This is a genomic window from Arthrobacter sp. FW305-BF8 (assembly GCF_021789315.1).
Classification (GTDB): domain Bacteria; phylum Actinomycetota; class Actinomycetes; order Actinomycetales; family Micrococcaceae; genus Arthrobacter.
The window spans coordinates 4374232-4395735 of sequence record NZ_CP084561.1 but is presented as its reverse complement, the minus strand read 5'-3'; the positions used below and the strand labels follow the sequence as shown (position 1 = coordinate 4395735).

General features: G+C 65.1%; 16 protein-coding genes. 3 read left to right on the top strand and 13 right to left on the bottom strand.

What is annotated here, in order from left to right; genetic code table 11:
• Positions 1-353: 353 nt before the first annotated feature.
• From LFT45_RS20020 to LFT45_RS20000, 5 genes are all read right to left on the bottom strand, one after another.
• On the bottom strand, positions 354-1298 hold the full coding sequence (locus tag LFT45_RS20020) for an SRPBCC family protein (protein WP_236805317.1): 945 nt from the start codon (positions 1296-1298) through the stop codon (positions 354-356).
• A gap of 271 nt (positions 1299-1569) precedes the next feature.
• Positions 1570-2151, bottom strand: a complete 582-nt coding sequence (locus LFT45_RS20015) for an AAA family ATPase (protein WP_236805316.1) — start codon at positions 2149-2151, stop codon at positions 1570-1572.
• Positions 2152-2519: 368 nt separating this feature from the next.
• Entirely contained in the window at positions 2520-3368 is an 849-nt protein-coding gene (locus LFT45_RS20010) for a PhzF family phenazine biosynthesis protein (protein WP_236805315.1), read from the bottom strand.
• A 156-nt stretch (positions 3369-3524) separates the two neighbouring features.
• Positions 3525-4052 (bottom strand): YbaK/EbsC family protein, encoded by a 528-nt coding sequence (locus LFT45_RS20005; RefSeq protein ID WP_236805314.1) that lies wholly within the window; start codon positions 4050-4052, stop codon positions 3525-3527.
• Positions 4049-4528 carry a hypothetical protein gene (locus LFT45_RS20000; RefSeq protein WP_236805313.1) on the bottom strand — a complete coding sequence of 160 codons (480 nt, stop codon included), beginning with the start codon at positions 4526-4528 and terminating at the stop codon, positions 4049-4051. Before LFT45_RS20000 ends, LFT45_RS20005 begins: the two co-directional genes overlap by 4 nt.
• 155 nt (positions 4529-4683) lie before the next feature.
• On the opposite strand from LFT45_RS20000, the gene LFT45_RS19995 reads away from it, so the two are divergent.
• Together LFT45_RS19995 and LFT45_RS19990 are read left to right on the top strand one after the other, a co-directional pair.
• A complete protein-coding gene (locus LFT45_RS19995) occupies positions 4684-6435 on the top strand; it encodes an ABC transporter ATP-binding protein (RefSeq protein ID WP_236805312.1) in 1752 nt (583 codons plus the stop codon).
• On the top strand, positions 6432-8447 hold the full coding sequence (locus LFT45_RS19990; RefSeq protein WP_272912725.1) for an ABC transporter ATP-binding protein: 2016 nt from the start codon (positions 6432-6434) through the stop codon (positions 8445-8447). The genes LFT45_RS19995 and LFT45_RS19990 overlap by 4 nt, the downstream gene beginning before the upstream one ends.
• A gap of 396 nt (positions 8448-8843) precedes the next feature.
• Here LFT45_RS19990 and pyk read toward each other — a convergent pair whose 3' ends face one another.
• From pyk to LFT45_RS19965, 5 genes are all read right to left on the bottom strand, one after another.
• Positions 8844-10334: a pyruvate kinase gene (gene pyk, locus LFT45_RS19985; protein WP_236805311.1), complete on the bottom strand. Its 1491-nt coding sequence runs from the start codon at positions 10332-10334 to the stop codon at positions 8844-8846.
• A gap of 474 nt (positions 10335-10808) precedes the next feature.
• Positions 10809-11699, bottom strand: a complete 891-nt coding sequence (locus LFT45_RS19980) for a carbohydrate ABC transporter permease (protein WP_236805310.1) — start codon at positions 11697-11699, stop codon at positions 10809-10811.
• Positions 11699-12562: a carbohydrate ABC transporter permease gene (locus LFT45_RS19975; protein WP_236805309.1), complete on the bottom strand. Its 864-nt coding sequence runs from the start codon at positions 12560-12562 to the stop codon at positions 11699-11701. The genes LFT45_RS19980 and LFT45_RS19975 overlap by 1 nt, the downstream gene beginning before the upstream one ends.
• Complete coding sequence (locus tag LFT45_RS19970; RefSeq protein WP_236805308.1) at positions 12559-13842, bottom strand: ABC transporter substrate-binding protein; 1284 nt, start codon at positions 13840-13842, stop codon at positions 12559-12561. Before LFT45_RS19970 ends, LFT45_RS19975 begins: the two co-directional genes overlap by 4 nt.
• A gap of 3 nt (positions 13843-13845) precedes the next feature.
• Entirely contained in the window at positions 13846-16059 is a 2214-nt protein-coding gene (locus LFT45_RS19965) for an alpha-galactosidase (protein WP_236805307.1), read from the bottom strand.
• A 140-nt stretch (positions 16060-16199) separates the two neighbouring features.
• Here LFT45_RS19965 and LFT45_RS19960 point away from each other — a divergent pair, with 140 nt between their 5' ends.
• Positions 16200-17318: an ROK family transcriptional regulator gene (locus LFT45_RS19960; protein WP_236805306.1), complete on the top strand. Its 1119-nt coding sequence runs from the start codon at positions 16200-16202 to the stop codon at positions 17316-17318.
• Here the strand turns inward: LFT45_RS19960 and LFT45_RS19955 are convergent.
• The 3 genes from LFT45_RS19955 to LFT45_RS19945 all read right to left on the bottom strand — a co-directional run bounded on the left by LFT45_RS19955 (position 17264) and on the right by LFT45_RS19945 (position 21454).
• The gene (locus LFT45_RS19955; protein ID WP_236805305.1) at positions 17264-18127 is read right to left on the bottom strand and encodes a LacI family DNA-binding transcriptional regulator; all 864 of its coding nucleotides are present in this window, start codon (positions 18125-18127) and stop codon (positions 17264-17266) included. The two genes, LFT45_RS19960 and LFT45_RS19955, sit on opposite strands and share 55 nt — an antisense overlap.
• Positions 18111-19124: a UDP-glucose 4-epimerase GalE gene (gene galE, locus LFT45_RS19950; protein WP_236805304.1), complete on the bottom strand. Its 1014-nt coding sequence runs from the start codon at positions 19122-19124 to the stop codon at positions 18111-18113. Before galE ends, LFT45_RS19955 begins: the two co-directional genes overlap by 17 nt.
• Before the next feature lie 101 nt (positions 19125-19225).
• Positions 19226-21454 (bottom strand): alpha-galactosidase, encoded by a 2229-nt coding sequence (locus LFT45_RS19945; protein ID WP_236805303.1) that lies wholly within the window; start codon positions 21452-21454, stop codon positions 19226-19228.
• Positions 21455-21504: the final 50 nt, after the last annotated feature.

The window sequence follows — 21504 nt, the reverse complement described above, 5'->3', positions numbered from 1 at the left end:
CCCACTGCCTGCCGAATCGAATGACAACTTTTGTTTCGGCAGGCCTCAATGAGACGACTTGCTCGGATACGGGAGAACGGCTGAAGAACTCCCATAGTGTCCGGGCGCTGCGGCATCTATGCCGCGACTATTGAAATATCGAGTGGTGCTTGCCGGGCGCAAGCGGGGCAAGCAATGGCCTGTGCGGAGCCCCCGCCATGGGGCATGAAAGGTAAATCCCACGTTGCCACTGCACCCCGCGGAGGTCAATGCTCAAAATAAAGCGTTCAGGCAGGGCATTTAGGGCGGTGAATGGAAAAACGACGGCGGGGAGAGCCCGCCGTCGTTTTTGGGTGTTTCTGTCCTGGTGCTGCCTAGTGCTGGCCGGACGTACCGCCAAGGGGCGGGAGGGTGCCGGGGCCGCCGTCTTCGCGTTCGGCCCGGTCTGCCGCGCTTCGCGTGTCGCTTGCCGCGGTTTCGTCCGAGTCGCCTTCGTCGTCAATCAGGCCGTTGGTCTGGTCGAAGGGATGGGCGACGGTCTCGTCCGTCAGTGCCGAACCGGCGCCGGCCGCAGACGTGCCCGAAACAGTGTCCGCCGCCGTTCCTCCGGCGAAGCCCGGGGTACCCGTCGTGTCTGTGACCACCGTGGTTTCGGTGTACTCCGGCACCACAGGGGTGACGGTTTCGTCGACGACATACACGGTGTCGGCGTCCTTGTCCTTCCCGCCCGCGGCAACTGCCGCGGCTGCGCCTGCTGCAGCGGCCACGCCGGCTGCGGCAGCCATCTTGCCGGAGACGCCGGCCTTGCCGCTGTCGCCGAGCGATCCGGCAGCGTGCTCAACGCCCGGGGTGCCCACCGAGCCGCCTTCGTTGACGGAACCCCGCCAGGCGCCGCTGGCGTAGCCTTCGTCCTCGATGAATGCCTTGAACCTCTTGAGGTCGGACTCCGCCTGGTGTTCCACGACGTGCAGCTTGTCGCCGATCTTCTCTACGATCCCTTCGGGTTCGTAGTCGATGAACAGCTTGATGGAGGTCTGGCCGCCGCCCACGTCTTCAAACTCCACGGAGCCCGCGTTGGTGGCACCCTCAGTGGCAGCCCAGGCAACCTTCCGGTCCGGCTGCTGCTCGAGGATTCTCGCCTCCCACTTGCGCTTCACGCCCGCGATCTCAGCGACCCATTCGAGGCGGTCGTCGCTGAGTTGGGTCACTTTTTTGACGCCGCCCATGAAGTGCGGGAAGTCTTCGAACTGGGTCCACTGGTTGTATGCCGTGCTGACCGGCACGTTCACCAGAATGCGCTTCTCAACCCTCGTGCTCATAGTGTCTCCTTCGTCGAAGTGAACAGATGATGGTCCGGAATCCGAAGTCATCAGCTTGCTTACTATATCGTCGACGGCGGAGCGTGGCCAGAGCCGGCGGTGCCCGGACCGTGGTTGCGTGGGTGAAAAGGGGAAGCCTCCGCGCGAATCAAAGGACTCCAGCGCGGAGGCTTCCAGCGCTCCGATTTGGGGGGAAAGAGGAGAGCTGGCACTAATGTACAGCCGGATGGGCTTCCGGAAAGGCGTGTTCGGCCGTTTCGGGAATTCTTGACTAAACCTTGAGTTGATCTTGGAAATCCACGGCATCGATCAGCCCGACGAGCACATCCGCAGGCGGGCCGCCGGCGTCGATCTTAACCATGTCCGCGTACTCGGGCAGCGCGCGGTAGGCGTTCCGCAGGGCTGTCAGGTCGGCCAGGGATTCCTCGTCCGTGCCGCGTGCCAGAATCCGCCGGTGCGCCTCGTCGGGGCTCACGTCGAGATGGAGGACTATTTCCGGGGCCGGGAGGGTGCGGAGCAGCCAGGGGAGAAACCGCCCGCGGCGCAGGCCCCTTGCCTCGCGCAGCGCCAGCTGGCAGTGGAGGTGCCGGTCCATAACAACCAGCCCCTCGAAGCGGGCTGCCCGGCCCGTGGACACCAGCACGTTGAAGACGCGCATGGTGGTTTCCGCCGCGTCGGCAAGCCCGGCAGGCAATTGGATGCCGAGCCTGGCGCTGAGCAAGGACATGCGCCGCCGGCCTGCATAGTTGCTCAGCAGCAGTGCCCTGCTGCCTTCCGCGCGGGCCGCCGCCACCAGGGAACGGGCCGCCGTCGTCTTTCCCGAACCGTCGATTCCTGTCAGAACAATGAGCATGTGCCTCCTTCCGTCTCCCAGTCCAACGGCCAGCGCCCGGGCAACGTTGCGGCTTTGAGTCCCACCTCACGTTGATGGGCCGGATTCACAGGCGGCGCACAGGTGCGCAACCGGCATAGGGCCCGCCGTCATGAACGGCCGACGGCGGCGCCCGCCGGATCTTGCGGCGATCCTGCCGCAATGTTGCGCCAGGCTTGAGCCTGCGGCGCGACAGTATTCCCAGGGGCCGTGCAGAAGCGCCGCGGCCCCGCAAGAGACCTCTACGAAGATCAGCAAAGAGACACCACAGACTGGGGCGGGCAGGTTCAATGGGGCACCGCCCGTCCCCGGCAGTTCTTATTCCAGTCTTATTCCAGCCGAGTATGAAATTACAGGGAGACGCTGCCCCTGATGACGGTGCGGCTGGTGCCGCCCACCCAGATGCTGCTGCCTTCGGTGGTGATGGTCAGCCGGCCGTCGCGGCCCAGGACGGTGCCCTGGCTGACGGTGTAGCCGCCCTCCGCCACACCTGACCCGATGAGCCACTGCGCAAGGCCGGCGTTCAGGCTGCCGGTGACCGGATCTTCGGGGACGGCCAGGCCGGGAACGAACCCGCGCACCTCAAAGTCCGTTGGGCCGCCGTCCCCGTAAGCGCCGATGACGCCGACGTTCAGCTTGCCCATGGCCACGAAGTCCGGCGTCAGGTCCAGCACCTGCCGGGCCGAGGCGAGCCGAATGCCGAGCCAGCCCGGGCCGTTGTCCACCCAGTTGCTGTCCAGGACCTGCTCAGGCGTGATGCCCAGGCTGGCGATGGCCTGCTCCAGCACCTCGGGTTTCACGGGACCGGAACGGCGCAGCGGAGGGGCCTCGAAGAACTGTTCGCCGGCCGTCTGGCTGATCCTGACGAGGCCCACCCCGCATTCCTGCACGAGTTCGCCGGGGCGCTGCGGCTGGCCGCCGTTCTCCAGCCACGCGTGCGCGGAGCCGAGCGTGGGGTGGCCGGCGAAGGGAAGCTCGGATGCCGGGGTGAAGATCCGGAGCCGGTAGTCCGCCTCCGGTTGCGTCGGCTTCAGCAGGAAGGTGGTTTCCGAGAGGTTGGTCCAGTTGGCGAAACTTTGCATCTGCTCGTCGGACAGGCCGTCGGCGCCATGGACGACGGCCACCGGGTTGCCGGGCCTGGGCCCGGGGGCAAAGACGTCGACCTGCGAGAAGGGGTACTCGTTCACGGTGGCGGGCATGCTGGTCTTTCTGTGGAGATTCAACGTCGGCTGGAACTCACGTGGAGTCCCCAACCACGGTAGGCAGCCTGCCGGACCGCGCGCCAGAGCCAATTCAGGAAAGTGGCCCTGACGAGTGCCGCGGCAGCGGTGCCGCTACAGCGGGGCCGGCGACAGTCAGGAGCCGGAGTCAGCCCGCGCCGACGCCGGTTCACGAGGCGTGGCGAGCCCGTCCACCACCTCGACCCCCGGCAGTTTGAGGAGCTCGGCGGGGTCGAGGACGATCTTGCTGGACCTGTTGCCCCCGCCCATGACCACCCGGGGCACGTCCAGCACGGCGCGGTCCACGTAGACGGGCAACCCCTCGATGCCGGGCACGGTGACGCCGCCCACCAACATGCCGGTCAGCGAGGTGGTGGTATCGGCGTCGGCAAAGGAGGCCCGCTTGACGTCGAGCAGGGCCCGCACCGAACGGTTCACGTCCAGCCGGGTGATGCCCAGCACCACGCATACCGCGTACCGCGGCGGCTCCACCTTCTTGGAGCCGACCAGGATGGTGTTGGCCGCCTGCTCCAGGCTGAAGCCGTAGTGGGCGCAGAACTCCGCCGTGTCCGCCAGATCCGGCGAACACTCGAGGACCTCGTGGGCCACGCCGTGGGCGGCCAGGGCCTTGGCCACGGCGGGGAGCAGAAGGGCGTCAGTCACAGGAGTTCTCCCTTGAGGGCGGGGTCCGGACCAGCGACAGCAGGTACCGGATAGGCAGGAATACGGCGCAGCAGGAAGTACCGGTTGGACGCGGGCAGCCACATCAGCGTGGCACCCGCCAGCGTCAGCACCAGGCCGGCAAGGATCAAAGCGGTGAGGTCGACCGGTGCGCCGAGCGCCGACAGGGCGGCCGCGACGGTCAGGAGGATGCGGGCCCAGCGCGCGCCGTGCAGCAAATGCTGGGCCGCCAACACCTGCAGGGCCGTCAGCGGAACGGCGAACGCCACGAGATAGGGCACGGCCCAGTCCGGTATCGACTGGCCGAAGTCGATACCGGCCACCTCCAAGATGACAGGCATCATGCCCGCCACCACGGCGCTGGCCACCCAGCAGGCGGCCGCGAGCCGGACAGCCTGCGGTACGTTTGCCGGCCCAATTGTTCCGGGCTCGTGAAAGCCCAGCTGCTGATCGCTCAAAGAAGTCCCCATTCTTCAATTTGCGGTGTTCATTCGCGGTGTTCAACTGCCGCGTTTCCGGAATTCCGCCGATGGCCCCAGCCTACAGGCTGCCCCAAGCCGCCGGACGTAAACTGGCCTTCCGATCACTTCGAGGACCTGCTGCGAGGGCCTGCATGCTGTGGAAGCTTCTTGTCCGGTACCTGCAGCCGCAACGGCGGCTGCTGATCGCCGTCGTCGTTTTCCAGCTGGCTCAGTCCATTGCCTCCCTTTATCTCCCCACCCTGAACGCGGACATCATCGACCTTGGCGTGGCCACGGGGGACACCGGCTACATCCTGCGCGTCGGCAGCCTCATGCTGTTCATTACCCTGCTGCAGATCGCGTGCGCGGTGACGGCGGTGTACTTCGGGGCCAAAGCGGCGATGGGCATGGGGCGGGACCTACGCGGGGCGATCTTCACCCGGGTCGGCGGGTTCTCCGAGCAGGAGGTCACCAGGTTCGGCCCGGCCAGCCTCATCACCCGGTCCACCAACGACGTCCAGCAGGTGCAGCAGCTGGTGCTGATGTCCGCGACGCTGATGGTGGCCGCGCCCATGCTCAGCATCGGCGGCGTGGTGATGGCCGTACGGCAGGATGCCCAGCTGTCCTGGCTGATTGCCGTGAGCGTGCCGGCGCTGCTGCTCGGAGTCGGGGTGATCATCAGCCGGATGGTGCCGCTGTTCCGCCTGATGCAGCTGCGGATCGACGCCGTCAACAGGGTGCTCCGCGAGCAGCTGGCGGGCATCCGGGTGGTGCGGGCGTTCGTGCGCGAGGACCTGGAAACGGAGCGGTTCGCGGGCGCCAACGCGGACGTCACGGACACGGCGCTGCGGGCCGGGCGGCTGATGGCGCTCGCCTTTCCCGTGGTGATGCTGGTGCTCAACGTCTCGAGCGTGGCGGTGATCTGGTTCGGATCGTTCCGGATCGAGGACGGCTCCATGCAGGTGGGCACGCTGGTGGCGTTCCTCAGCTACCTGCTGCAGATCCTGATGTCCGTCATGATGGCCACGTTTATGGCCGTGATGATCCCTCGCGCTGCAGTCTCGGCGGACCGGATCGGGGAGGTGCTGGAGACGGAGTCGTCCGTGCGGCCGCCGGCCCGGCCGGTGCATTTTGCGGTCGAGGCGTCCGGGAGCACCGCCCGCGGCGAGCTGGAAATGCGCGACGTCGGATTCGCCTACCCGGGTGCCGAGCGGCCGGTACTCAGCGGGGTCAGCTTCACCGCCGCCGCGGGCAGGACCACGGCAATCATCGGCAGCACCGGCTCCGGGAAAACCACCCTGGTGAACCTCATGCCGCGGCTCTTTGACGCAACCTCCGGGGCCGTGCTGATGGGCGGCGTGGACGTGCGGGAACTGCACCCCGATCTGCTGTGGGGGCACATCGGCCTGGTGCCGCAGCGGCCGTACCTCTTCTCCGGGACCGTGCGGAGCAACCTGCTCTACGGCAAGCCGGACGCCACCGAGGACGAGCTGTGGCATGCACTGGCCACGGCCCAGGCGGAGGACTTCGTGCGGCAGATGGAAGGCGGGCTGGATGCCCCCGTCTCGCAGGGCGGCACGAACGTCTCCGGCGGCCAGCGGCAGCGCCTGGCGATCGCCCGGGCCCTGGTGAAGCGGCCCGAGTTGTACATCTTTGACGACTCGTTTTCCTCGCTGGACACCGCCACCGATGCCCGGCTCCGGCAGGCGCTGCGCCGGGACACGGCCGGGGCCACGCTGGTGATCATCGCCCAGCGCGTCTCCAGCATCGTGGACGCGGACCAGATTCTGGTGCTCGACGGCGGCAGGATCGTCGGGCGCGGAACGCACAGTGAGCTTTTGGAGACCTCGGAGACGTACCGCGAGATCGTGTCCTCCCAGCTGGCGGCGGAGGAGGCGGCATGAGCACGCGAAGCACCCCCACGCGGACGGGCGCCGCCGCCGGAACCCGGCAGGCCGACGTCGTACGCATTCCCCGGCCAACGGGAGGGCCGGGGCGCGGCGGACCGTTCGCTGGAATGAATGTCCCGGCGGAGAAGGCGCTGAACTTCGGAGCCTCGGCCCGGCGGCTGCTGGGGGAGCTGCGCCCCGAGCGGGCCTGGCTGGCGCTGGTACTGGCGCTCGCCGTCGTCAGCGTGGCCTTCTCGGTGACCGGGCCGCGGCTGCTGGGCGAAGGCACCAACCTGATCTTCGCCGGCGTGGTGTCCAGGAACCTGCCGGCCGGGGTGAGCAAGGAGCAGGTGATTGCCGGGCTGCGGGCGTCCGGGCAGGACGCGCAGGCGGACATGATCGGGGCGATGACGCTGACGCCGGGGGCGGGGATCGACTTCGCGGCGCTCGCGAACGTGCTGCTGTGGGCGCTGGCGCTGTATGTGTTGGCGTCGGCGTTCGGCTGGATCCAGGCGTACGTGCTCAACGGCGTGGTGCAGCGGACCGTGTACCGGCTGCGGGAGCGGATCGAGGCGAAAATTCACCGGCTGCCGCTGCGGTATTTCGACTCGATCCAGCGCGGCGAGCTGCTCAGCCGGGTGACGAACGACGTGGACAACATCTCGCAGAGTCTGCAGCAGTCCATCTCCCAGGCGGTCACGTCGCTGCTCACGGTGGCGGGCGTGCTGGTGATGATGTTCCTGCTCTCGCCGGTGCTGGCGGTGATTGCGCTGGTGACGGTGCCGCTGACGCTGGTGACGACCGCGCTGATCGCCAAGCGCTCGCAGAAGCTGTTCGTGGCGCAGTGGAAGCACACGGGGGAGCTGAACGGGCAGATCGAGGAGACGTACACGGGGCACGCGCTGGTGAAGGTGTTCGGCCGGCAGCGGGAGGTGGAGGAGCGGTTCCGGCAGAAGAACGCGGAGCTGTTCGAGGCGAGCTTCGGCGCGCAGTTCATTTCCGGCCTGATCATGCCGGCGCTGACGTTCATCGGGAACCTCGTGTACGTGGGGGTCGCGGTGGTGGGTGCGCTGCAGGTGGCGTCCGGTGCGATGCAGCTGGGCGACGTGCAGGCGTTCATCCAGTACTCGCGGCAGTTCACCCAGCCGCTGGCCCAGCTGGGCTCGATGGCCAACCTGCTGCAGTCCGGGGTGGCGTCGGCGGAGCGGGTGTTCGAGCTGCTGGATGAGGAGGAGCAGTCGGTTTCGCTTGGGCCCGACGGCGGCCGTTCGTTCGACGGCGGGCGGGGCCGGCTCGTGTTTGAGAACGTCTCGTTCTCCTATTCACCGGACAAGCCGCTGATTTCCTCCCTTTCTTTGGTGGCCGAGCCGGGGCAGACGGTGGCGATCGTGGGCCCCACCGGGGCGGGCAAGACCACCCTGGTGAACCTGATGATGCGGTTCTACGAGCTGGATGCGGGGCGGATAACGCTCGACGGCGTGGACGTCACCTCTGTCCCGCGGCGCGAGCTGCGCTCCCGGATGGGCATGGTGCTGCAGGATACGTGGCTGTTCGGGGGGACGATCCGCGACAACATCGCGTACGGCCGGCCGTCGGCGTCGGAGGCCGAGATCGTGGAGGCGGCGCAGGCGACGTACGTGGACCGGTTCGTGCGTGCCCTGCCGGAAGGGTACGACACGGTGCTCGAGGACGAGGGCTCCAACGTGTCGGCAGGGGAGAAGCAGCTGCTGACGATTGCCCGGGCGTTCCTGTCCCGGCCTTCCGTATTGATTCTCGACGAGGCGACTTCCTCCGTTGACACCCGCACGGAGCTGCTGGTGCAGAAGGCGATGAGCGCTTTGCGTTCGGATAGGACTTCGTTCGTTATTGCGCACCGCCTGTCCACCATCCGTGACGCCGACCTCATCCTGGTGATGGAGGCCGGCCAGATCGTGGAGCAGGGGACGCACGCTTCACTGCTCGCTGCGGGTGGGGCATATGCGCGGCTGTACGAGGCGCAGTTCGCGGCGCCGGCGGCGGAAGTTTAGAGTCGCCTGCGGGCTGCCGCTACTCATCCGGGGAGCCTCCAGTTGCGAAAGTGTCAGGTTGGGGTCTGAGACCTTCGAATGGGTGCGTCAGGAGATGCATTATCAGACCCTATTCTGACGCTTTTTAGGCGGTGGCCTGACATCAGGTTGGGGTGTACTCCAGTCTGACGGCCGCCAACGATATGCGCTTCCGGGATCTAACGCCGGCGCTTGAAGCGTCTCGATGGAAGCCGCTGACAGGCAATGCCTTCGGCCTTCCTCCGACTCCGACGGGAGAGCGGCACCGATGGTTCAGGATAGGTACACGCCCTCCGCCGCTGCAGGTTTGCTTTTGCTTTCCTGGCAAAGGCGAAAGGAGGATGCGGCTAACCGGATCCTCCTCTCGTTCTTTGAAGGCTAGGGCCTTTTCTTCTTTTCCGGCCAGGGGCCGAGCTTTTCTTTGTTGTTGGTGGCTCTGCCAGTACGGGTTGAATCGGCGAGGTCGCCCACCTTGTGCACCTTCAGCGAGTTGGTGGAACCAGCCTTTCCGGGAGGCGAACCGGCGGCAATAACTACCAGGTCGCCGTCCTCAATGAGGTCCATTTCCAGCAGGCTGCGATCAACCTGAGCGGTCATCTCATCGGTGTGGTCCACCATCTTCACCAGCACCGGCTGGATGCCCCAGGTCAGCGCCAGCTGGTTCCAGACCTGCTCCACCGGAGTGAAGGCGAAGACCGTTTTGATCGGGCGCAGTCGTGAGAGACGGCGGGCGGAGTCACCGGACTGCGTGAACGCACAAATGTACTTGGCGTCCAGCTGGTCAGCTATTTGGACGGCGGCACGTGTGATGGCACCGCCTCGGGTCTTGGGCTTGGTGCCCAGTGGAGGAACGCGCTCGAGGCCATGGACCTCGGTGGACTCGATGATCCGGGCCATGGTCTTGACGGTTTCGATGGGGTACTTGCCCACGCTGGTCTCGCCGGAGAGCATAACCGCGTCGGCACCGTCGAGCACTGCGTTGGCGCAGTCCGAGGCCTCGGCGCGGGTCGGGCGCGGGTTGTCGATCATGGACTCCAGGACCTGGGTTGCCACGATGACCGGTTTGGCCCAGCGGCGGGCCAGTTCGACGGCCCGCTTCTGAACGATGGGCACTTCCTCCAGCGGCAGCTCGACGCCAAGGTCACCGCGGGCCACCATGATTGCGTCAAACGCGTCGATGATTTCGGAAAGCTGCTCGACCGCCTGCGGCTTTTCGATCTTGGCGATGACTGGCACGCGGCGGCCTTCTTCATCCATGATCTCGTGGACGCGAATGATGTCAGCGGCATCGCGTACGAAGGACAGGGCCACCAGGTCGACACCGCGGCGCATGGCCCAGCGAAGGTCGTCCTCATCCTTCTCGCTCAGGGCGGGAACGTTGACGGCCACCCCCGGAAGGTTGATGCCCTTGTTGTTGGACACCATACCGCCGACGGTCACCTCGGCGACGACCTTGACGGCGTCGACCTCAACAGCGCGGAGCGCTACCTTCCCGTCATCGATCAGGAGGGCGTCGCCCACGTTGACATCCTCGGTGAGGCTCTTCAGGGTGGTGGAGCAGATGACTTTGGTTCCGGGAACATCCTCGGTGGTGATGGTGAACGTGTCACCGACCCCCAGAGCGTGGGGGCCGTCGATGAACCGGCCCAGGCGGATCTTGGGACCTTGGAGGTCCGCCATGACCGCAACCGGCTTACCCAGTTCCGCGGCTGCCTTTCGGACGTTCTCGTACGCGTTGTCGTGCACGGTGTAGTCGCCGTGGCTCATGTTCATCCGGGCTACATCAACGCCGGCTTCCAGCACCGCGAGGGTGTTTTCATAGCTGGCGATTGCCGGGCCGAACGTAGCCACGATTTTGGCGCGTCTCATTTACGTTCCTTTGTCTGTCGGTTGTAGCCGTTCGGGTGTTTCTCTGCACCGTCTCGTGAGCCCTAGAGCGCTGAGTCCTTTTCGTAGGTGAGGCCGTAAGGAACTTGATCACTGAGTTCGAGCAGGTAGAGGTCGCGCCGGCGCCTAGTCACCAAAATGCCATGTGTTCCACGGCAAATGGCACGCGTTCGCAAGTCGTTCTCTGCGGCGTTCAATAGCTCTTCGAGCTGGCTGGGGCAGGGAATTCGAACTTCCCGGTGCGCGAGTTGGGGTCCCATGTCGGTTGTGTCCTTCCTCGAGGGCCTATTCGTTGCCTGCCGCTGTGAACAGGTGATTGGTTGGTCGGCGATATTTACAAAAGGGGCACTTGCAGTAGTGGCTTTGGAGCGGGTCCTGGTTGTGCCGGAGAAGCAAGGAGTGTGGTGCTGCCCGCGCAGGGCAGTTTGAGACCGGCTGTTTGGGTAGCGGCTGGTGTCATTTGATGGAGCCTCGCATGACGCCGGAAATCACCCAGCGTTGCGCGAAGAGGTAGACCAGCAGCAGGGGCGCCAGGGCCATCAGGTAGGAAGCAAAGGCCACTGTGTAGTTGGTGTTGAACTGGCTTTGGAACACGTATTGCGCCAAGGGGAGCGTGCGCGTTGCGGGGTCCGAGAGGATGACGAGGGGCAGCAGGAAGTCGTTCCACGCCCAGAGGCAAGTGAGGATTCCTACGGTCGCGTTCATCGGCGTGAGCAGCGGGAAGATGATGCGGCGGAAGATGCCCCAGGTGGATGCCCCGTCCATGGTTGCCGCTTCCTCGAGCTCGCGGGGGATGGAGCGGATGAAAGCGGTGTAGACGAAGACGTTGAAGCTGAGCCCGTAGACCGTGTAGAGCAGGAACAGTCCCACGGGGTTGTCCAGGCCGAGGAGTGCGGTTTCCTTGGTGGCCGGCAGCATGATGATAGGAAACGGCACGAAGAGTGCCGCGACAAAGAAGTAGTAGAGGAACTTGAAGAAGCGCTTGTGCAGGTTCCGTGCAATGGCGTAGGCCACCAAGGAGTTGGACAGGATGGTCAGAACCACTGCACCCACGGTGACGATAGCTGAGTTGAGCAGGGCGCGGGGGAAGTTGGTCAGGTTCCAGGCATCGGAGAAGTTCTGCAGCCGGACGCGGGTGGGCAACTCGAAGCCGGAGCCGCCTAGTTGGTCCGGGGTCTTGAGTGCGGTGACGACCGTGAGGTACAGCGGGATGAGCACGGTCAGCGCGAGGACCGCTGCCAGGGCCGTCAGCGGCCAGTTCACGCCGTCGCTCAGCCGGCCTCGGCGCCGCAGGCCGCGGGTATCCGGTACGGTTCGGGCTGATGCTGCGGTCTCGGTTGTAGTCATTAGAAGTCCGCCTCTTTGCGCTGGAGTGTCCGGAGCTGGATCAGGGACACCGCCACGATCACCAGCAGGTAAACAACTGAGTTGGCCATCTGGTAGCCGAATTCCCCGCCTTGGAAGCCTCCGCGGAAGATGACCATGGAGACGGATTCGGTGGAAGTGCCGGGGCCGCCGCCGGTCAGTGCGACAATCTGGTCGAAAGCCTGCATGAAGCCCTTGAGCGCCAACACCATGTTGATGGTGAAGAACGCCCCGATCATCGGAAAGGTGATGGAGCTGAACTGCCGCCAATAGCTGGCTCCGTCCAGGCCCGCCGCCTCGTACAGCTCCGCCGGGATGGTCTGCAGCCCGGCGAGGTACAGGATGACGCTGAACGCGATCGACTGCCAGGCCGAAACTGCCACGATGCCCAGCCACGCGAGGTCCTTGTTGGCCAGGATGGACGTCGAAAGCCAGTCGATCCCCAGCGATTGGCCCAGCAGGGGGAGCGAATTGGAGAAGATGAAGTTGAAGACGTAACCGATGACGAGGATCGCCAGGACGTTGGGAATGAAGAACAGGCCCCGGAATGCCGTCTGGAACTTGATCTTGGCGTTCAGCAGCATGGCGACACCCAGTGCCAGCACGTTGACGATTACCGTCGCCGTGATGGCGAACAGGAAAGTGAATCCGTAGGAGGCCAGGACCCGGTCATCCTTGAAAAGGCTGAGGTAGTTCTGCAGGCCCACGAAGTTCCATTTTCCGTAGCCGGCGTAGTCCGTGAGGCTGAAGAACATGCCGGTGACCACCGGGACGGTGTGCAGGGTAACGAAAAGAACCAGCGCGGGAACGGCCATCCAGTAGAAGGCCTTGGTGGAATGCGTCATTGCTGGTCACCTCGTTTGGGCGTGCGGGCGGCGATCTTGAACCATTCGTTGTCCAAGGTGTTCAGGTAGCGGGATTTATCGGCGTCCAGGACGAACTGCTGGGTGATGTTGACCAGCGGAATGCTGGGCGGCAGCCGGTGGTCCATGTAGCCGGCGACCTTCCCGGCAGTGAAGTAGCTGGCCAGGCCCTTCAGGGCCGGGTCCTGTTGTGGCGCAGCTGACTTGATGGGGGCGAAGGCGCTCTGGTTTTTGGCGTACTTGTCAATCACTTCCTTGGACATGAGGAAGTTGATGAATTTTTGCGCTTCAGCCCGGTGCGGTGTCTCCCTGCCCATGGCCAGTGCGACGTCGACGCCGGACACCACGGTGGTGTGGGCGGCATCGTTCGTCACGGGGTAGGGAAAGGAAGCGATTTTTGCGTCCCGGTTAGCGGCTCTGATGGCTGGCACGGCGAAGCTGCCATTGAGGTACATCGCGGCCTTGCCGTCGGCGAAGGCCTTGTTGCCTGACGCGTAGTCCACTCCGATCGCGCCCGGCTGGGCGTACTTGAAGAGCTGGAGCAGCTTGTCGGCAACTTCCTGGTAATCCTTGCTGAAGGATACGGGGCTGTTGGCCCGGTCGGCGCCGGCCGCGTTCAGCCGGTCAAAGAATCCTTCGGGCTGCAGTTGGGCAGCAAGATTTACCAGAGCCGGGGAGGTGGTCCAGGCGTCTTTGAGGGTCATGTAAAACGGTGCGACCCCATGGGCCTTGAACGTTTCGGCCGCCGCAATGAGCTCGTCCCAGGTCCGGGGAACGGAAACCCCGTACTTGGCGAAGAGTTCGGGGTTGTACAGGATGCCGCTGGCATTGTTCGCCATGGGAAGACCGTTGATCTCCGAGTCATTGCAGCGACCGTTGGCGTTGAGGATGTCCTGCACAGCGGGAAGGACCTCTTTTGCTGAGGGTTCCTTGCTGAGGTCGGCGAACACGCAGGCTTTCGCGAGGAGGCCAAAGCTGGCGTTTCCGTTAAGGGTCAGCACATCCGGTGTCTTGTCTTTCACAAGGAGGGTTCGAATGGCCGTATCCGGGTCGGGGACGTTATTCTGCAGCACCCGGATACCGGGATTCGCTGCCTCGAACTCGTCGATGAGACCGGCGAATTCCTGTATTGCTTCGGGTTTGAACTGAAAGAAATTGAGCGTGACCTCGTTTCCCGCCGGTGGCGGGGCGCAGCCGGCCAGCAATGCTGCGGCAAGTGCGGCGGTGAGGGCTTTAGCCCGCCCTTGCTTGAGCTGGAACATGTGTTAGTCCTTGGTCCTGATGGAGGCCGGGGTGAGCGGCGTTGCCGGGCCGCCCGCGGATTCAACGGTGATGATGGCGGCGGTTTCGGGGAAGAGCACAGGTGCCTGCAGCCCGACGGTCTCGAGGACGCGGCCACTGAGGAGCACGGGTTTCTGGGCCCATTCCAGCGCCGACTGTCCCGGGCTGGCTGCGTCGGTCAGCGGTGCGCTGAGGGCAACCGAGTAGAGGGTGTCCGGATCCAGGCCCGGCAGCGTGAACGCCCCGGACGGGTAGGTGACGCTGGCACTGCGCTGCGTGTAGATGAAGACGGCCCGCTGCTGGTCTTTGGCCACCACACCCCTGAGGTCGGCGGACTGGTCCGGATGATCCGAATGCACGCTTCGGCCGGTGTGGAAGAGGGACCGGTTCGCCTTGTGGAAGTCCACCCAGCCGCGCAACGCAGCCAGTTCCTCCGGTGGGAGGCCGGAAATGTCCCATTCGATGCCGTAGTGGCCGAAGAGGGCGGTGGCGGCGCGAAAGTCGAGGCTGTGGCGGCGGCGCGTGGAATGGGAGGCAGGTCCGCCGATGTGGGCTCCCATTAGTTCGTAGGGGACAAGGAGCCCTGTGTAGGCCTGGTTGTCCAGCCGTTCTAGCGGATCAATGCAGTCGCTTGTCCAGATCCTGTCCGTCCTGTCCAGCACGCCCAGGTCGACCCGTGCCCCGCCGGAGGCGCAGGACTCGATTTCCAGGCCGGGGTGATGTTCCTTGAGTGCTTCCATCAGCCGGTACACGGCATGCGTGTTGGCGTGCACCGCTGCCTGGCCCGATGCCGCGCTGGCGGGGTCAAGCAGGTCACGGTTGTGATCCCACTTGATGTAGTCGATCGGGTACTCATCCAGAATGCTGTGCATCGCCTGGAAAATGTACTCCCAGGCCGCCGGAAGGGCCAGGTTCAGGACCTGTTGCTGGCGGGCTGAAACGGGCATCCGCCCGTTGACCTGCAGCATCCATTCGGGGTGGCTCCGGGCCAGTTCGCTGTCCGGATTAACCATCTCGGGCTCAAACCAGAGCCCGAACTGCATTCCGAGGCCGCGGACGTGATCAATGATCGGGCTGAAACCCTCGGGCCAGACCGATTTGTCCACAATCCAGTCGCCAAGACCCGCGGTGTCGTCGCGGCGCCCCAGGAACCAGCCGTCGTCGAGAACGAAGCGTTCCACTCCTGCCGCAGCCGCGGCGGTGGCTATTGCCTTCAGCCGGGGGAGGTCATGGTCGAAGTAGACGGCCTCCCAGCTGTTCATCGTGACAGGACGCGGAGAGCTGGGGTGGTGTTGGCGTGCCCGGAGGTCCTCATGGAAGCGTGCGGCAAGTTCGTCCAGTCCGTTGCCCCATGAACCGATGGCCCACGGGGTGCTGTAGCTCTCGCCTGGCTGCAGGCGCACTTCCCCCGGCAGCAGGAGCTCGGAGGCTGTGAGGAAGTTCTGCGCGTTGATGCTTCGCTCAGCGCTGAGGCGGTGGTTTCCGCTCCATGCCAGATGCACGGCGTGGACCAGGCCGCTGCGGAAGCCGAAGCCTTTGGTTCCGGCTGCCATGAGCAGTGATGCGTCGGCGCCGGGGCGCCCGCGCCGGCTTTCGCGCACATGTGCGCCGACAGTGAGATCCCGCCGTTGCGGGGAACGTTCCTTCAGGTGCCGCCCAGTGGTGTCCAGGATTTCCGCAGCGGCGGGCGGCAACGGAAAGAACAGGGCGAGTGAGCCAAGGTCATAGCTGCCGTCTCCGGTGTTGGTCACCGTTTGCTGCTGTTTGAAAAGTCCAGATGCCGTCACTTCGAGCCGGCTGGTCAGGCTCAACGCCGCGTGGGGATCCGTTGCCGTGATGGTGAGGCTTCGGCCTGACCCTGCGGTTTCCGTGACCTTGAAGTCCGGTGAGAAGCCGGTTCCGGAAATGTCGCTGATCTGAAAGTCAGGCGAGAAGCCGGTACCGGAGCGGTGGCCCGAGAGCCCGGGGGCCAACTGCCAGCCCTGGGCTTCCTGAGGCAGCAGCGTGAGCCGGGCCGGGTGGTCAATTCCCCCTGAAACCCTTTGGGGTTTAGCGGCCGCGCTCATTGCGTCCAGCTCATCCCGGCCGAGCGGACCCAGCTCGGGGCCCCAGTGAAGAATTGCAGGCATTCCGGCAACGGAGGCATCGACGATTACCGAAGTTCCGCCTGCTTGGAGGTGATAGAGGGGAGAAGACATGGTTTATTTTTACGGCAAAACAAATCCTGTGTCAAAGGTCATATACTTTAGGGGTCGAGTGGCGTCGGAAGTCCTGCTTTTTGAGCTGGTTAGCTTCAGAATGAAATAAACTAGCAGGTGTGCTCAGCTAAGGAGCTGGTGTGGAACTTGAAGAATCCGTACGGGAACTCACCCGTGCCGTCCTCGTTAACGGCCCGATGTCCCGTGGGCAACTGGCCGAACGGCTCGGCTTGTCGATGGCCAGTCTCACCAGGTTAGGGAAACCTCTGATAGACGCAGGCCTCCTCGTTGAGGGCCCGCTCGTGAACGACGGCACCGTGGGACGCCCCGTCCGGCTCCTCGATATCCGGCAGGAGTCCCACCACTTCATCGGCGCGAAAATCACCGGCGACAAAATCGCCTTGGTGCTCACCGACATGAGGGCCGAACAGCTGGAAAGTTCGGAACTTCAGCTCACTGACCGCAGTCTGCACGGCGTGGTCCATGCCCTGGCGGAGGGCGTCCGCACCCTGACAGGATCGGGGGAGATTGCAGTATCCGGGATCGGCATCAGCATCGGCGGACATGTCGACGGTGCCGGAACTGTGCTCCGCGCTCCATTTCTGGACTGGCGCCACGTACCACTGCGGCCGGCCTTGGAGAAGGAGCTCGCGCTGCCGGTAGTCATCGAAAACGACGTTGTCGCCCTGACCGTTGCTGAACAGTGGTTCGGTGTGGGCCGCGGGGTCGAGAGCTTTGCCCTGATCACCATCGGTGCCGGAGTTGGCTACGGCTTGGTCATCAACAACCGGGTTATCAGCGTCCCTGACACCGGTCTGGGACTTGGAGGGCACTTTCCGCTCGATCCGGCCGGGCCCCTGTGCGTTGCCGGGCACCGGGGTTGTTCCACCGCTTTGCTTTCGACCCACAGCATCTGCTCGCAAACGGCTTCCGCGCTGGGGCGGCCAGTGGAATACCAGGATGTGCTCAGCCTGGCCGCGGAAGGCCATCCTGCTGCTGCCTACGTAGTGAACTCGGCAGGACGCGCATTGGGCAGGATGATAGCCGCGGTCGCGAATCTCGCCATGGTGAATACGGTCGTCCTGGCCGGAGAAGGAATAGGCATCCTGGAGCTGATTGACGGGCCCCTGCACGAAGCCATGGCCGCCGACCGGGATCCTGAGGCCCGGCCAGTCGATATCCGGTTGGAATCCCTTGGGTTCAATCAGTGGGCACGCGGCGCTGCTGCCGTCGCCATCCAGCGCTCTGTGTCCGGTTGAACCCGTATGGATTGGACGGCTGAGTCCAGGTAGTCGATGGCCAGTTTGTAGCCGTAGATGCCCGCGCCGGAAATCAGGACCGTGCAGGCGAAGGACGGAGGGCCGCTGCCAATTTTCCCGGGGTGGAGGTTGTTGGTGCGGATTTCGACAGTAGGAACGGACACGGAGGCCAGCGCAGCGTGCAGCTCGGTTGATACGGGGCTGAGGCTGCCCGTGTTGATGATAATTCCGACGGCAGAGGCAGCGGCGCTCCGGACAGCATCGGGCATGCGTGCGTACTGGCAGGACTTGACGCACACAGTGAAGCCGTGTGCCGACGCGATTGACTGGACAAGTTGCTCGATACCGGCTGGCGTTGGCACGCCGCGTTCGTCCGGTATGCCCGGATCGGTCAAGGGCCCGTTGACAACGACGATGGTGCCCCGGCCGGGTGACGCAGGGTGCCCGGGAGCGGCCACGGAGCCGGTCCGGGAGAATTCTGCGGTGCCCGACGCAGGAGGTTGTACCCGCATCAGCTGCTCCGGGAGCGTGGCCCTGCGGTCACCCCGGCGCCGCGCAAGCTCCGATGCCGCGGAAGAAGCGACGTAGCCGAGGTTGGCTGCGGCAGCCTCGATTCTTTGGCGGGTGGATTGTGAGACTCGGGGGAGTCCCCGGAGGGCACGGGAGACGGTGGCGGTGGAAACCCCGGCGGCCGCCGCAACCTCCCGGATGCCTGTGGACTGTTGGGCGTGGACATGCACGTCCGCTGCCCTGGCCGCAGGGCTGCCGGGGTTGGCCGCGGGAATCTCGGTTTCAGGTGCCATAGCCATTGGGATTGTTCTTCTGCCAGCGCCAGTGGTCCTCGCACATCTGGTCCAGGGTCTTGGTGGTAGCCCAGCCCAGATCCGCAAGTGCCGAGGTGGCGTCAGCCCAGAACGCCGGCAGGTCACCGGGCCGCCGTGCGGTGACCTCGTACGGAATCGGCTGGCCCGCCGCCTTCTCGAAGGACCTGATGACCTCCAGCACCGAGGATCCTTGGCCTGAGCCCAGGTTCCAGCGGAAAATGCCGGCGGGTTCGGCCACGTGGTTAAGGGCGGCAACGTGCCCCTCAGCGAGGTCTACGACATGGATGTAGTCGCGCAGGCACGTGCCGTCCGGCGTGTTGTAGTCGCCTCCGAAGACCATCAGTTTCTCACGGCGCCCCACGGCCACCTGGGCGATGAAGGGCACGAGGTTATTGGGAATGCCTTGGGGGTCCTCGCCGATCCGGCCGGACGGGTGGGCGCCCACCGGGTTGAAGTAGCGCAGCAGGGCGATGCGCCAGCGCTGATCCGCGCCGCCGAGGTCCGAAAGGATGTCCTCTATCTGTTCCTTTGTTCTGCCGTAGGGGTTGTTGGCGCCGATTTCCATTTTTTCGACATAGGGGACGGGGTTATGTTCCCCGTACACAGTGGCCGATGAGCTGAACACGAGGGAGCGAACGTCATGGCGGTCCATGGCACGAATGAGGTTGAGGGTGCCCACGAGGTTGTTGTAATAGTACTTCAGGGGTTCGCGGACCGATTCGGCCACGGCTTTGAGCCCGGCGAAATGAATGACGGCATCGAAGTCGGCGGCGGCAAAGACGTCTTCCAGGGCTGCTTCGTCGACGAGATCCACGTTGTGGAATTCGGGCGTCCTACCGCTGAGCTCGGCGACGCGGCGCACGGACTCCTCGCCGGAGTTCACCAGATTGTCGATGACCACCACGTCGTGGCCGGCTTCCTGCAGGGACAGAACTGTGTGGGAGCCGATGTATCCGGTGCCACCTGTGACAAGTACTTTCATGCGCCTTCCATTTTGACTGGCGAAGACTGCCCCGACGTCCCGGGCCACCCTTGGGGGGGCCGGGGCACGACGGGGCAGTCTTCGGATGGGTTTTGTGACTGCTAGAGCGCCGTGAACTTCAGCACCAGGGCGTGTTCCGGATTCAGGACCGGCATGGGGAGGCCGATCTCGGCGAGGAAACTGCCGCTGGCTTCGGCGGCCGAGGCCAGCCATGCCGGCGGCTGGGCCTGCGTGAACGTGTGGGCGTAGTCGGCGTCACCGGGCGCCGGGTAAATTGCTTCCACCCGGTAGGTACGGCCGCCCTCCAGACCTGGAACGGTGATCCGTCCGGGCTGTTCGGCGAACGATGTCCGTGTGCTCACGAGAGCAAACAGCGCCGCTGTCGTACCGGCGGCAACGGTGCCGGCCGCGCCGGCTGAAACACTGCCTCCCGATGGGGTGTCTGCGACAACGCCGTGCAGCATCAGCGACTCGTCGGGGACATCAGCGCGCACCATCCGGCCGCTGTGGATGAGCCCCCGGTGTTCCTTGTAAAGGCCGATGAAGCGCCTGAGCTCCTCACGTTCTGCTCCCTGCACCTGCCGGACGTCCCATTCCATGCCGAAGTGGCCAAAAAGGGCCGTGATGGCGCGGAAGGACAGGTCGTGGGTGCGGGCGGTGGTGTGGGATGTGGTGGGGCCGATGTGGCTCCCGACGAGCTCCGGCGGGACTACCAGGCCGGTCCAGCGCTGGATGATCTGGCGTTCCAGGGGGTCGTTGCAGTCCGACGCCCAGATCCGGTCCGTGCGCTCCAGGATTCCCAGGTCCACGCGGGCGCCGCCGGAGGAGCAGCTTTCAATTTCGACGCCGGGATGGGCTTTGCGGAGTTCGTCGAAGAGCCGGTAGGCGGCCAGGGTCTGCTCGTGGACCGAGGAGCGCCCGGTATGGCCGTGCTCCAACTGGTCCCGGTTCTGGTCCCATTTGAGGTAGCTGATGTTGTTCTCGCGCAGGAGGGCGTCAATGCGCTCGTAAATGTACTGCCAGGCTGCGGGGTTGGCCAGATCAATGGTGTGCTGGTGTCGCCATTCGAGGGGCAGGCGCCCGCCGTCCTTGTAGCTTTGGACCGAAGGTCCCACGATCCATTCCGGGTGAGCCCGGACAATGTCGGAGTCCAGGTTGATCATCTCTGGTTCCACCCAGAGGCCGAATTCCATCCCGCTCGATATCACCGCCTCGATCAGCGGCGTGAGCCCGTTGGGCCAGAGCGTCTCGTCCACGTACCAGTCGCCCAGGCCAGCGTGGTCATCGCGGCGTCCCCGGAACCAGCCGTCGTCCAGGACGAAGCGCTCCACGCCGAGGTCGGCAGCGGACTCGGCAAGCTTGATGAGGGCGTCAAGGTCGTGGTTGAAGTAGACGGCTTCCCAGGTGTTGAGGACCACCGGACGTGGTTTTCCGGCCCCGGCATTGGCCGACGGGGCTGGCAGGACATGGTGCGGTCGGGAACGGAACCAGCAGTAGAAGGCCTCGCTAATCCCGTCCAGGCCGCGGTCCGAGTAGGCTGCAAAGAGCGCAGGGGTGGTGTAGCTCTCACGGGGACCGAGGATGACTTCAGCGGGGCCCAGCAGCTCCGAGCCGCCGATCATGGTGCGGCCGTCGGCCAGGGTATCCGCGAACTCTTCGTGGTTGCCGCTCCAGGCGAGATGTGTTGCCCATACCCTGCCGTGGCGGTTGCCGAAGCCGGCGGTTCCGGCGGCAAGGAGGAGCGAGGAGTCGTGGCCGGTGCGTCCGTGGCGGCCGGTGCGGACCCAGGTTCCCTGCTGGACGGGGCGGCGCTGCGGGTGCCGTTCCCGGCACCAGCGTCCGGTGAGGTCCAGAAGCTCGACGGCGTCCGGAGCCACCGGCAGGACAGCGGCCAGCTCGTCGACCTGGAACGGCGACGTTCCGGTGTTGGTGACGGTGTGCCGCAGTTCCAGCAGCCCGCCGTCGTGCAGCGTGAGCGTGGACTCAACGGTGATACCGGCGTCCGCGTCCTCTTGGACGATGACAGCGGAGTTGCCGTTCACCGCCGTGTGCAGGGCGCGCAGGCGGACGGAGAAGTCCAGGCCCGAAACGCCGTCGGCAATCCGGTGGCCGCGCAGGGCCGGACGCCCGCGCCAGCTGGACGATGCCTGGGGCAGCAGGCCGGTGGGGACCGTGGCGTCGATCGCGGAGGGCGGGACGGCTTCGGTGAGGATGGCGAGGTCCGGCAGCCGGCTATCAAGTTTGGCGCCCCAGTGGATGACCTCGGCCTCCCCGCTGCTGAAGCCGATTAGCAGGCTGGTGCCGGCGGTACGGAGGTGGAGGGGTTCCATGAATGCTGTCCTTTGCTTGGAAGTAAGGGGTGGGCTGCGCGCCGCGGGGA